We start from the raw sequence: 12,902 nt of genomic DNA on the forward strand, positions 1-12,902 counted from the left end.
GGCTATAATGATGAGAACTGTAGATCAGAAAACAGAAATAATCTGCAATGAAAAGAACTAGACTCATCTCTAGGATTTGAGTTGTCGTATACCCATTGGTCAAGTTCAGCAGGTTCGAGTATCAATTTATTCTTAATCAATTGGCTCAAGGCTGCCAGCCTGCTTTTTATTTTCTTTTCATTTTTCGTATGAAAATTGGGGACATTGTCTTTAGATTCATCGAGTAATTTTTCCGCGTCAGACCAATTGTATTGGAGTATATTTTTAGCCAATTCTAAATTGGTTAAATGATAATCATAGAAACTATCAATACTGTTAACAAGAACTTTATTTTTCAGAGTATGTACGGTTGCATCGTATTCTTGATAATTTCTATTTATCAGATATAAATTTGCAAGATTAATTAACATCACAGCGTCCTTTTCGGTTGGAGTATTTTGGATTTTTTCTCTAAAATTCATTATACTCTCTTCGAAAAATTGTTCGCTTATTGTTTCTTTACCTCTGAAAATATATAAAAAGTTAGCTAAAAATAAATTGTTATAAATTTTTTCTATCGAAGGGAATTTAATGTAGTCATGTTCTTCAATAAGACGTAAGCATCCTTCCATATGTGATGAAGCTTTTTCGAATTGGTTTAGAACAATTAAAATCCCTCCAAGGTTGCACAGGGCAAAGTAGTATTGCAAGTAGTCATCGGTTTCTTTAAAATATGCAACACTATCTGACATAGGTCCGATTGAAACTTCTGCAGAATTAAATAAGAAACTTTTTCTGTCCAAGACTCTACCAAGATATTCAAAAAATGGTCGGTTATTTTGTTTACTTATAAAGTTTTGTAATTTGTCCGCAATTTTTTTACCTCTATTAAATTGACCGAGTTTATTCGTATAAGTTGAGAAGAGAGCAAAGTTACATTGAGCCCAGTGTTCTGCTTCTTCTTGCCCAATGTCGTCTAAAACTAAACACAGAGCTTCAGTATCTCGTTCTATTCTAGCTGTGTCTAAATCTAACATTAGTGAGACTAGGAGTTTCATTCTTAATACCTCAGAACGAAATAATAGTGAATGAACCGTTGATATTTGATTCAACTTTTGATAGGATTCCTTATAGTTTTGAGACAAATAATAATCACATGCCTTAGATAAGTGATCAAAGTCAGTTTTCAGAAAATTAGATCTGGTATTATTCTTAATGTAATAATTAAGCGTCTCTCTAATTTGAATTTGATGCTCTTCATTGGCTGAAATTTCCATATTTCTACAGTATGCTAAAGCAAATAATCCAAATACTTCTTTAGTTTCTTGTCCTTCTTCATCTGCTAACGAGAGATGTAGTGCACGCGAGAAATAGTTTTCGGGTTTATTTTTTTTTAAGTACTTTGTGTACTGAAGGTGAAATCTAGCTTGAGTGCCTGTGACTTTTTTATAAAAAAAGTCTCTAATTATACTGTTAGAAAAAGTGAATTTAAGTCCTTTCTTTAGGAATAAATGAGTATAGGATTCGTACAATAGATCATCAACGTCATTATTTTCATTGCAAAGATACCTAATCTCATTAGTGTTAAATTCACCATCAATAATGGATGAAGCTTTAAGAACATTCTGGGCATCAGCTTCTCTTGAACCAAATATTTTTAGACGATGTTGAAGTATACTATTTAAATCTGCTGCAGCTTCTTTATTGATTTTTAAAATTCCATCGGTATACAAAGCTTCTATAATTATTCTAATAAAATCAATATTAGCTCCACTTAAAGACATGATTGTTTCGATTTGATCTTTGGTTAGCGTGAAATTATACCCAAGTAGTTTAACAATTTCTTCTATTTCATTAGAAATAGGAAGCAATAGTTTTAAGTTTTTCACTGAATTAAGAAGCGTTCTAGCATTTAAATTCATCACTTTTGAACTGTCATCTTCGTTTGCAATAATGAGTAATTTAATCTTTTTATAATCTAAAATTTTTTTGTGATTGATGATAGCCTTTATCAGAGTCTTCGAAGATTCATCCCAGAACTCAAAGCTATCTGCAATAATTATAATATTACTTTCAGTTGATTTTCTTAGCATTTTTATAAAAAAATCGATTTTAGTATCAAATATCTCTTTTCTTCGAGAAGCGCTACTTAGACCGATGCTAAAAATTTTAAATACACTGAATCCTAGATTCAAACTTTTACCTGTAATTTCTGTTTTAGGAGAATGAACACTTTCGGCTTGAATAATCGTTGAATATGCGCTAACATCTCCGCTTTTACCTTCGATATAATAACCTTTCCAGTCTTCATAATTATTAATTTCTTCTAAATAATCTTCTACTAAGAATGTTTTACCACTTCCAGTTGATCCACTCAAATAGACTATATTGAACTGATCCCCATTAAATGTATCTTTAATTTTATCTTTTATTGTTGTTTGTTTTACAGATAACATAACAACCTCCAAATAATTTATAGTTATTTGGAGGTCTTTTTCTACACTTTTAGATTATTTCTCGGATTAAACCGTGAAAGCACATCCTTCTTCCGTTCAACAGACACTTCTGTGTATATTTGCGTGGTGCTTACATTGGTATGTCCGAGAATTTCCTGAACTGATCGTAAATCTGCACCATTATTCAGCAGATGTGTAGCAAAGCTGTGCCTGAGATAATGCGGTGTTGATTTTTTGCTAACCTTAGATAAATCCCTGTATTTAGAGTAAATATCCTCAATGGAGTAAATGGAGAGTCGATCACCATATTTGTTGAGGAACAGAGCATCAGATTGGGGGTCGAAATGTCCGCGGGCATGCAACCATGTTTTAATTTTATGGATGACTTCGCTGCTTGAAATGTAGAGCAATCGCTCCTTACGACCTTTTCCAAAAATCAACACGGTTTTCTCTTCGAGATCGATGTGCTCCATATCAATATTCACTAGTTCTCCAATACGAATTCCAATAACATAGAGCAGTTCAATGATAGCATCGTTGCGAAGGTTGATTCTTCTTCTAAAACTCGTGTGTAATTGTTTCATGTGCTCTTGTGGTGCATTTAATAACTTTTCAACCTCATTGACAGAAAGTGTCTTTGGAATACGTCTTGCCGTTTTGAATTTTTTTCCGAAACCAATAATTGGGGACTCGATTATATCACCGCTTTGAACCAAATAATTAAAAAATGCTTTGAAGCATATGTACTTTCTTTTAATGGTCGAGTCTTTAAGTGTGTGTTCACTGTTTAGTTGTTCCAGATACATTCGTAAATTTTCTCTGGTTACATCATGAATATGTTTAGTATCAAGCCATTCTACAAGTCTGTTGAGATCAGACAGATAGGCTTTAATGGATTTAAGGGATAGATTACGCTCCACGCTTAAATAAGTCTCATATTGCTTAATATAGGTGTTTAGGTTACTTGTACTAAGTCTCATGATGCCTCCTGATGTCGATGTCATATGTTGCCAATGGCCCGACCTACATTATTACGCATTGAACTCCATTTGTGAAGATGCCCAAAGGCATAGATACAATATCCGAGATTTGAAAAACAAAAAAGAGCCGGATCCCCTCCGACTCGATACGTTCTCACTTATATAATTTTGCGGAACAGCTCCATCACCTCATCCTTGGACGGTTGATAGGGATTGCCTGGTGCACAGGCATCTTTCATCGCGTTATCGGCAAGCAGTTCCACATCGGGATCTTTTACACCCAGTTCAGACAGTTTCTCAGGAATGCCTACTTCCTTCGATAGCTGACGTATGGCCTCAATAACGTAATCGGAACACTCCTCATCACTTCTACCCTTCACATCCATACCAATTGCCTTAGCAATATGACGGAATTTGCCGGGTACATGCTTGGCGTTCAACTCTTCCACATAGGGGAGTAACATTGCGTTACAGACACCGTGCGGCAGATCATATACGCCACCCAGTTGATGCGCCATCGCATGGACATAACCCAGTCCCGCATTATTAAAAGCAATTCCGCCAAGGAAACACGCATACGTCATATGTTCCCGCGCTTCCAGATCACTGCCGTCTCTCACGGCTCTAGGCAAATATTCAAAGATCAGTTCAACAGCTGCTGCAGCTGTCGCACTTGTCACTGTAAATCCACCCGGTGTAACCATCGCTTCTACGGCATGTGTCAACGCATCCATTCCTGTGGCAGCTGTGAGACTTGCAGGTTTGCTGAGCATCAGCTCCGGATCATTAACCGACAGGGAGACCAGACTATTGCGGTCCACCATCACCATCTTCACTTTACTTTCCTCATCTGTAATCACGTAGTTTATTGTCACCTCGCTCGATGTGCCAGCCGTTGTGTTAACAGCCACAAGTGGCACGGACTTATGTTTCGATTGATGAAATCCTTCATATTCACGGATATGCCCACCGTTCGTAGCTACAATACCAATGCCTTTGGCAGCATCCTGCGGTGAACCTCCGCCTATTGATATAATGGCGTCACAGCCATGATCCTGGAACGCTTGGAGTCCATCATGTACATTCTGACATGTTGGATTAGGCTGAACCTCATCATATACTACATAGTCTAACCCTGATTTTCTTAGTGTAGACAGTACCTGCTCTGCAACGCCTGAAGTAATCAATTGACGATCACTTACAACCAGCGCCTTGCGGATACCCATCCGTTCAATCATCTGACCTGCTTCTTGTAAACAACCTCTACCCATCAAGTTCACGGGCGGAACATAATATGCATGTGTTGCCATTTGAACCAGCCTCCTGTAACCCCTGATTTACTATCTCCATTGTAACTGAATCCGTTTTCAGATATAGTGAAATAAATCACAATGAAACCGATAAATGTTACACTTGAGGTTGATTTTTCCCCGTAATGAAAAAGACGACCCAGACACCCGAAGGTCTCCAAGCCGTCTTATTTATCTATCTTAAAACTTTATCCACTACTTATACCTTACCGAAGGTACTTACACTAAAAGCATTCTGACGAAGGCTTACAGCGCCTTATCGTTCACGCCGTCAAGCCATGCCTCAATATCGCCAATTACGGAGGATACACAGCCATCCTCGAATGGTGAGTTCAATCCAGCCAGTTCAACCAATCCAGTGAAGGACAGGCTTCCTCCCGCTTTGCACAATGTCAGATAGTCGGCCCATGCGGACTTCATGTCCTCATTGCTGCGTTTCCAGAACTGGAATGCACAGATTTGTGCCAACGTGTAGTCAATGTAGTAGAACGGCGATGAGAAAATGTGACCTTGCTTATGCCAGAAACCACCCTGCTCCAAATACGCATTATCTTTGTAATTGATGTGTGGCAGATAGGTCTTCTCAATGTTGCGCCAAGCCTGCTTACGCTCCGTTGGTGTTGCATCCGGGTTCGCATACACAAAATGCTGGAATTCATCCACAGCTACACCATACGGAATGAACAACAGACCGGAAGACAGGTGATCAAACTTGTACTTGTCCGTATCTTCCTTGAAGAACAACTGCATCCATGGCCATGTGAAGAACTCCATACTCATGGAATGAATCTCAGCTGATTCATATGTCGGCCAGTTGTATTCAGGCACTGCAAAATCACGGCTTTCATACACCTGGAAAGCATGACCTGCTTCATGTGTCAATACATCAATATCACCAGACGTACCGTTGAAGTTGGAGAAGATAAACGGCACTTTGTAATCGTTCAGGAACGTACAATATCCGCCGCCCTGTTTACCTTTTTTGCTTACCAGATCCATAAGCTCGTTTTCGGTCATCATCTGGAAAAATGCATCTGTCTCTGGTGATAATTCAGCGTACATTTTTTTACCATTATCGATAATCCAGTCCGCGTCACCTTTAGGTGTCGGGTTACCCGTCTTGAAGCTGAAGCCCTGATCGTAATAATACAGCGTATCCACATCAATCCGATTACGCTGGCGCTCTCTGAGCTTGGTCGCCACAGGTACAATATAATCACGAACTTGTGCCCGGAAGTTAGCAACCATCTCTGCGTTGTAATCCGTGCGGTTCATGCGATCATAGCCGAGTTCCACATAGCTTGGATAACCCAGTTTCTTCGCGATCTGTGTACGTACTTTAACCAGTTCATCGTAAATGCGATCGAATTCGGCCTCATGTTCAGCCATGAAAGTGTATCTGGCTTCCGAAGCACGCTCCCGCATGGAGCGATCCGTGGACAGTTCAAATGGATGAAGCTGTGGCAACGTACGCTCTTCACCTTCGAACGGAATTTTGGCGGATGCGATCAATTGATTGTATTCTGTGGAAAGTTTGTTCTCCTTCTGGAGTTCTTCAATAATTTCCGGACTGAATGTTTTCAGTGAAAGATCCGCCAGTTGGAACAGCTGTGAACCCCATTTTTGTTCCAACTCGTTGCGGAATTTGGAGTTAACCAGTGCACGGTAAAAATCTGTAATATATTCCTGCACAATTGGTGCATTCTCATCCAAAAATTCGTTCTCCGCCTTGTAAAACTCATCATTGGTATCAATGGAATGACGGATGTAGACCAATTGGGCTTGTGTCTCAAAATCACTGCGCAGCGCGTTAATCTGATCCATGAACCCACTCTGTTCTTCAACCGTTGCCGCAGCTTCAAAACCGCTCAACAGCTCACGGAAAGATGTCTTGATGTGTTCCAGATTCGGACGTGTATACGTATACTCACTAAATTTCATTTATGTACACCCTTTCCTGTTTGGCAGAATTTCGGGAGTATCCCGAGTTAAACTACCCCCTATTATACAAAAGAGCAGCTAAAAAATCCCATAATTACGAAAAATATTTGTCCATCGGTCAAATTGTGCAACATGAATGGTTACATATATTAAGTACTTATGTCAGGTCAGTGCCTCAAAATTTTTCCCCACACAAATAAGCCCGCCTCGCGTTAGCGAAGCCAGCTTATAGGTTGTCTCTCTTCTTTTCACATTTAAACAATACTAGCTTTGGTCTTTATCCATAATCTGATAGAACCAGCCCATTCCGACCATGCCCACGACCATAATAACGGCCATAATAATGATATATGTCATGAATGTAACCTCCCTGCTTCCGTATATTCATCACACTACTACTAGTGTACACGGTGATGCGCCGTTTGAATTGACCGAACATTGACAAAAATACGAAATCTTTAATTTTAATAAATGGATTATTTCCCCGATCACACTAAATCATACGTACCTCACTGCACGGTGCAAAGTTTCATCCGCCATGCTTACGGTGTATACTATACTTCTATGAAATGGAATTTGGATTTTTACGCAGAAAGGTTGAAAGACATGTCAACTCGCATTCCCTTACGTCAGCTATTTCTTACTGTTTTATTAGCCCTTATGTTATCTGTTTTGACCGCCTGTGCTGATGGAGAAGCCCATCTAACGGTAAATATGGATGGATCAACGGATCTGGATCTCAATCTCAACGTAAAGAACTCCGCTCTTGGAAAAATTGGACAAGACAATCTCATGCCTCTGATCGCAGATGCATTGAATCGAAATAACTTCCAGGCAGAGGTTTCGGAACAGGGAGATCAGAAGCAGCTCACAGCGACCACCCATTATGAAAAAAGCAATAAAACCAGCTTTGATACGTCCAAGTTACCACAAGGGATCAAGGTTGAACAATCAACATCACCCGGCTTCTTCACTTCCAAGATGCACATTACAGCAGAAGCCGATCTCATGGAGTCCATGCCCGATGGTGAAATTAAAAATCAAATTAACAAGGTGCCTAGCTTTCTTAAAAACCTCTTGTTAAAAGACGTTAACTTTGACTTTAAGTTGTCTTTGCCCATCAAGGCAGCCGATTCCAATGCCGATCAGGTGGAGGATGGCGGAAAAACGCTCATTTGGCACGTTTCACCCCTCCAGATGAATAAACTGGATCTGACTGTACAGGTTCCTAATATCCGGAATATCATCATAATTGCAGTCATTGGCCTGTTATTAATCGCTGCTCTGCTTATTTGGTTTTTTGTTCGTCGCAGACGGGCCAGACAGCGCCATAGTGCAAGATCACATCGCGAAAAAAATTAATTCTTCACACCAATTTTATTTGTGACTTGCCAAACGGTGTTATGGATAGTAGAATACATCCGTACTGTGTGAACGGTTAATTTTTTATTAAGCAAAGCTAAAGAGGTGACAGGTTTCATGAATATCCGCGAATGCCCACTACCTGGTATCGGAGTTAAGTACCAGTTTGATACAAAGGGCGGCCATCAGTTAGTCATTATTGTGCATGAGGACGGACGCCGTGAATTATTCTCCGTTGATCCACAAGACAATGAAGAACTCACTCTGATTGCAGATTTGGAAGATGACGAATGTGTGACTCTCTCCGGTTTAATCGGAGGCTGGTCGTAAATGACAGAATAACCTGTACCTTGAATTTCAAGGCGCAGGTTATTTTTCTGTTACGTTACCCTTTGAGAGCGAATATATGGAACCCAAGTATTCAGTACGCGGCTAATCTCCGTGGAATGAAACGGTTTGCTGATAAAGTCCTGCATCCCGCATTTCAGACACTCCTCACGGTCACCGGCGCCTGCAAAAGCTGTAATCGCTGCAATAACCGGTATTTCTGGGTGGCTCTGTCTGATGTGGCAGGTCGCTTCAATCCCATCCATAACTGGCATTTGAATATCCATAAACACCAGGTCATATTGAACCTTGTTCAATGAATCGACGGCCTGCTCACCATTCTCAACGATATCACATACTCCGCCAAATTTGCGCAGCATCTCCTCCAACAGATGACTGTTGACCGCTTGATCCTCAGCAATTAGAATTTTGATGTCATGGGCAAGACTCGCTCGATCCAATTGCAGTTCATCATTAGTGTTGATTTCAATCGGGTCATTACTCTCCTCTATCCACCGCTCCACTACGAGGGTGAACTGGAATTCTGCCCCCTCACCGATCTCACTCTGTACGCCAATCGCTCCGCCCATTAACTCCACCAGTTTTTTGCTGATCGCAAGCCCCAGACCTGTCCCGCCAAACTTACGATTGATGGCCGGATCAAGCTGTGAGAAGGATTGGAACAATTGATGCTGCTTTTCTATTGGAATGCCGATCCCTGTATCTCTCACCTTAAAGGTCAACATCAGGTTATCCTGACCATGCTCATCTGAGAAATCAGCACCTACGCTCACCACAATACGGCCCTGCTCTGTGAATTTAACGGCATTACCCACCAGATTGATCAAAATCTGCCGGATCCGTGTCTCATCCCCTCGAATGCGTTCAGGAATGTGATCCGACACTTCACAATAGAGTTCAATATTTTTCTCTGATGCCTTCTGTGCAAACAGCTCGATCACCCCACCCAGCATCGCCTTAATATCTACAGGTGCTCGCTCAAGATCCATTTTGCCTGCTTCGATTTTGCTGAAATCTAAAATTTCGTTCAAAATGTACAAAAGAGATTCGCCGCTATCAATCATGATTTCCGCAAAACCTTTCTGTTCATCATCCAGCTCGGTTTCCATTAACAGATGAGCCATGCCCATGATGCCGTTTAATGGCGTACGAAGCTCATGACTCATGATGGCGAGAAACTCGGACTTTGCCCGGTCTGCATGCTCTGCTGCTTCCTTGGCACGTATGATATCCTTAACAGATGTCATATCACGGAAAACCAACACTGCTCCGCGGGTTCTACCCTGATCCATAATCGGCTTCAATTGGAACTCCGCCAGGAAACTGGACCCATCCTGTCTCCAGAATACGGATTCGGTACGCGGCAGACCTCGTCCCTCACGAACAGCCTGTAGAATCGGTGTATCCTTGGATGGGTATGGGATGCCTTCGCTCTGCATTTGGATCATCATCTGTTCTAATGGTTTGCCATTCAATTCACTTGGACAGAAGTTCATAATCTCCGCAGCGGCCGGATTGGCAAAGTTCAGATTCCCTTCCAGGTCCAGTCCAATAACACCCTCAGACATGCCATTCAAAATCAATGCCCGTTCATAACTAAGATTCTCGATTTCCTCGACGTAACGTTTGGACTCAGTAATGTCACTCGTAATCCCGTAGACCCCAACAACTTTGTCCTCAAGTATAATAGGAACATTAATCACATTTGTTTCAATCCGCTGCCCACTTTTGTGAATTAAACCTATCTCGTAGCTCTGTGCATTGCCCTTCACCGTTTCCTCAAAATGATATCGAGTCTTCTCCAGATCCACAGGATCAATGAGGTGATCAAAAGGCCGACTCAGCAGCTCCTCCTTGGTGTGTCCTGTCAACTGTTCCTGACCCATATTGGCTTTCAGCAGATTGCCTTCCAGATCAAGAGAAGCCACACCTAGGGGATTACAGTCAAATAACGATCTGTACTCCTGCATGCTTAACTGTTGTTGCTGGCTGGCTGTGATATCCCGGGTTACGGCCACCATCTCCATCAATTCACCTGAATCGTCATATACATAGTGCGTAATCGTATCTGCCCATACCGTAGATCCATCCTTATGTAGCAGGCGATAATTGAGCCGTTTGGGAGCCAGACCCTTTCTCTGCTCTTCTACGTACGCTTCAACCAAAGGCACATCCTCCGGATAGATAACAAATGTTCCCGGCTTACCTATAACTTCTTCTGGCTCATAGCCCAACATGCTTTTACATGCATTCGATACATATTTAAATGTACGACTAGAATCGGCATCATGTATTGCAATCAGGTCTAGTGAAGACTCCGCCAGCAGGCGAGAGATGCGACTGCTCTCTTCCAATTGCTTACGTTGCACGATGAGGATTTGCTCTGCATCTTTTTGTTTCGTAATATCAGCAGCTTGTACCAGCAAATACAAGGGCTCACCATTCGTTTCATCCCTAACAATACAAGCTCTAATGGTTGCCCATAATAACGAACCGTCCTTTCGTTTCAGACGAACCTCCGTCTCGTACATCGGACTTGTTTCATGGGTCATTTCCCAGAACTTGCTGCGGAATTCCTCCATATGCAGATCTTCTTCGTAGATCATATGTATGACCGAAGTATCGATCAGTTCATCTTCACTGTATGCAAGCATCTCGCAAAATGCAGGATTAAGCTGCAACCACCGTCCATTTACATGCGATGCGACAGCAATGCCGATTGGTGCGTGCGTATACAATTGTTCGAACAGAGATCGGCTCTCTGTAATGGATTTCGACATTACATGTCCTCCTTTATGAGAATCTGAATGTATTCCGTATGAATAGATCGACCTGAACATAACTTCATCTATAGAGTACTACCCCAAATGCCATGATTGATAAACGAGATCGGACAAAATTGCTGCATGAATCGACATATACTACACAATACCCGTGCTCTCCCGATTATACAATGTTGAATATTCGAATAGGAACGGAGGTTATGGATCATGATCATTGTTGCTAATCAACCCGCCCAGCTGAACCGCTCGGAATGGTCTGATTTTGAATGGTATTGGTTACAGCAACTCCAGAATCGTCCTACAAGGTATGTGTACCAATCTATGGATCATCTTCGTTTTGAGTGGGACTTGAGGGGCTCTCTCGTGGATGCAGCGGAAGGGTTGGATCGAAGCGGTGTGAGTTTTGCATCCTTTGAAAAATCCAGATGTAATCCTGCCTACTGGAATCGTAATGAGGAAGGTGGGTTCGAGCTCAGATCAAACGTGACCCCCGCCGAAGGTATCCGGGATATCTGGAGGAATGGACACTTATATGCCTTTGAATGTGCAACAGCTACCGTTATTGTGCTGTATGGTGGCGTGCTGGGAAGCATTCGCGAAGACGCCTTTAATTCCCTGTTTCGAAATCTGTTACTCTTTGACTGGCATTATGACAGTGACCTGCGATTAACCGAAAAAAACGGTAGCGAAACCGCCCTGCCAGGAGATGTGCTGTATTTCAAAAATCCGGATGTTTCTCCGGAAACCCCCGAGTGGCAGGGAGAGAATACGTTCATGCTGCGTGAGAACTGGTATTATGGTCATGGCATTGGTATTGCACGCGGCGAAGAAATTATACGTACCCTGAATCAGTTCCGCGTTCCAGGTAGCCGGGTCTCCGCCTACTTAATGGATATGGTGATCTATCCGGACTTCTTTTATTTATCCCGATTCGCCAAAAACAGCCAGAATAATATGGCCGCTGGTTCTACGCCTGTATTACCTGGGCAGTTATATGTACGTCTTGGTGGCAGCCGTTATTTACGCACCTGAACTACTGGTGGAACAGAAACGGCTTTTGCATTAAATTGCGAACAATACCTTAATCCAAGTGATGACAAACAAGCCCAATACAGCAGCAGTTAGCCTGCCACCTCATTGGGCTTTCTTTACATCCAAAAGATCATTACTGTATCGACATTCGCCTTACCTTTGTGCTACATCGAGGATCGCTCCATGCAGTTTACGTATTCGGGTCCAGTTGCACAACAACCTGTTTACCACTTACCTGAACACCTGTCGTTTTGCTACCGAAATCAGCCAATGATTTGCTCAGCTGCTCAGCCCACTCCTTGCCTGCAACTCCTTCTTTGGCTCCATGCACCTGGATGACGAGTTTTACCGAATCACCCTTCTTCAGAATGCGCTCCGCCTGAGACTGCTTCGTCTCCCGGTCATGATCTTCCATCGCAAGGTTCAAGCGAATTTCCTTTACTTTACGTTTATCGGGAGATTTACTCGCTTTTTTCTTCGCCTGCTGCGCTTCCGCTTTGGCTGCTCCAGCTCCAATCAGCTTGCATGGCGGTGGACTTGTCATCAAGGACAAGCACACCAGATCTACTTTATGCTGCTTGGCAAGTAGAAGTGCTTCCTGCGTGGACATGACACCCAGATCTTCACCATTCAGGCCGGTCAGCTGCACTTCGGCTGCTTTGATCTTTTCATTTTTGATCATGATTCTTCCTCCTCTACATCAAAAGCCTG

Annotated in this window: 9 protein-coding genes; 3 read left to right on the forward strand and 6 right to left on the reverse strand. The window is 42.1% G+C overall.

Annotated features, from left to right (window positions below; all coding sequences use genetic code 11):
• Positions 1–2: 2 nt before the first annotated feature.
• From QF041_RS07865 to QF041_RS07880, 4 genes are all read right to left on the reverse strand, one after another.
• Positions 3–2,435 (reverse strand): ATP-binding protein, encoded by a 2,433-nt coding sequence (locus tag QF041_RS07865; RefSeq protein WP_307413359.1) that lies wholly within the window; start codon positions 2,433–2,435, stop codon positions 3–5.
• Between the two features lie 41 nt (positions 2,436–2,476).
• Positions 2,477–3,415, reverse strand: coding sequence for a tyrosine-type recombinase/integrase (locus QF041_RS07870; RefSeq protein ID WP_307413361.1), 939 nt, complete (start codon positions 3,413–3,415; stop codon positions 2,477–2,479).
• A 158-nt stretch (positions 3,416–3,573) separates the two neighbouring features.
• Entirely contained in the window at positions 3,574–4,725 is a 1,152-nt protein-coding gene (locus tag QF041_RS07875; protein WP_307413362.1) for an iron-containing alcohol dehydrogenase, read from the reverse strand.
• 246 nt (positions 4,726–4,971) lie between these two features.
• Positions 4,972–6,666 carry a M3 family oligoendopeptidase gene (locus QF041_RS07880; RefSeq protein WP_076217123.1) on the reverse strand — a complete coding sequence of 565 codons (1,695 nt, stop codon included), beginning with the start codon at positions 6,664–6,666 and terminating at the stop codon, positions 4,972–4,974.
• A 606-nt stretch (positions 6,667–7,272) separates the two neighbouring features.
• Here QF041_RS07880 and QF041_RS07885 point away from each other — a divergent pair.
• Positions 7,273–8,028, forward strand: a complete 756-nt coding sequence (locus QF041_RS07885; RefSeq protein WP_307413365.1) for a DUF3153 domain-containing protein — start codon at positions 7,273–7,275, stop codon at positions 8,026–8,028.
• A gap of 117 nt (positions 8,029–8,145) precedes the next feature.
• Positions 8,146–8,358, forward strand: a complete 213-nt coding sequence (locus QF041_RS07890; RefSeq protein WP_017688899.1) for a cation:proton antiporter regulatory subunit — start codon at positions 8,146–8,148, stop codon at positions 8,356–8,358.
• Between the two features lie 50 nt (positions 8,359–8,408).
• Here QF041_RS07890 and QF041_RS07895 read toward each other — a convergent pair whose 3' ends face one another.
• A complete protein-coding gene (locus tag QF041_RS07895) occupies positions 8,409–11,156 on the reverse strand; it encodes a PAS domain-containing hybrid sensor histidine kinase/response regulator (RefSeq protein WP_307413368.1) in 2,748 nt (915 codons plus the stop codon).
• Between the two features lie 210 nt (positions 11,157–11,366).
• Between QF041_RS07895 and QF041_RS07900 the strand changes: the two genes are divergently transcribed.
• A complete protein-coding gene (locus QF041_RS07900; RefSeq protein WP_307413370.1) occupies positions 11,367–12,191 on the forward strand; it encodes a protein-glutamine gamma-glutamyltransferase in 825 nt (274 codons plus the stop codon).
• A gap of 190 nt (positions 12,192–12,381) precedes the next feature.
• Here the strand turns inward: QF041_RS07900 and infC are convergent, their stop codons facing one another.
• Positions 12,382–12,873: a translation initiation factor IF-3 gene (gene infC / locus QF041_RS07905; protein WP_307413373.1), complete on the reverse strand. Its 492-nt coding sequence runs from the start codon at positions 12,871–12,873 to the stop codon at positions 12,382–12,384.
• Between the last annotated feature and the right edge of the window lie 29 nt (positions 12,874–12,902).

The organism is Paenibacillus sp. W2I17, from assembly GCF_030815985.1.
GTDB lineage: Bacteria > Bacillota > Bacilli > Paenibacillales > Paenibacillaceae > Paenibacillus.